This window comes from Burkholderia sp. ABCPW 11, assembly GCF_001523445.1.
Taxonomy (GTDB): Bacteria; Pseudomonadota; Gammaproteobacteria; order Burkholderiales; family Burkholderiaceae; genus Burkholderia.
The window spans coordinates 1-803 of the sequence record NZ_LOVM01000096.1 but is presented as its reverse complement, the minus strand read 5'-3'; the positions used below and the strand labels follow the sequence as shown (position 1 = coordinate 803).

1 protein-coding gene is annotated in these 803 nt (G+C 62.0%); it reads right to left on the bottom strand.

Annotated features, from left to right (window positions below; genetic code table 11):
- Positions 1 to 803: hypothetical protein (locus WS61_RS35355; RefSeq protein ID WP_218921219.1), on the bottom strand; the 803-nt coding region annotated here is incomplete at both ends.

Genomic DNA, 803 nt, shown 5'->3' with positions numbered 1-803 from the left:
ACGTCGACCGGTCTGTCGACGGCCAACAGCTCGATCACGTCGCTCTCGACCTCGACGTCGACCGGTCTGTCGACGGCTAACAGCTCGATCACGTCGCTCTCGACCTCGACCTCGACTGGCCTGTCCACGGCCAACAGCTCGATCACGTCGCTGTCGACCTCGACTTCGACGGGTCTGTCCACGGCCAACAGCTCCATCACGTCGCTCTCGACCTCGACTTCGACGGGTCTGTCCACGGCTAACAGCTCCATCACGTCGCTCTCGACCTCGACTTCGACGGGTCTGTCCACGGCTAACAGCTCCATCACGTCGCTCTCGACCTCGACTTCGACGGGTCTGTCCACGGCTAACAGCTCCATCACGTCGCTCTCGACCTCGACTTCGACGGGTCTGTCCACGGCTAACAGCTCCATCACGTCGCTCTCGACCTCGACTTCGACGGGTCTGTCCACGGCTAACAGCTCCATCACGTCGCTCTCGACCTCGACTTCGACGGGTCTGTCCACGGCTAACAGCTCCATCACGTCGCTCTCGACCTCGACTTCGACCGGTCTGTCGACGGCCAACAGCTCCATCACGTCGCTTTCGACCTCGACTTCGACTGGCCTGTCGACGGCCAACAGCTCCATCACGTCGCTCTCGACCTCGACTTCGACGGGTCTGTCCACGGCCAATAGCTCCATCACGTCGCTGTCCACGTCGACTTCGACTGGCCTGTCGACGGCTAACAGCTCGATTACGTCGCTCTCGACCTCGACGTCGACCGGTCTGTCGACGGCCAACAGCTCGATCACGTCGCTCTC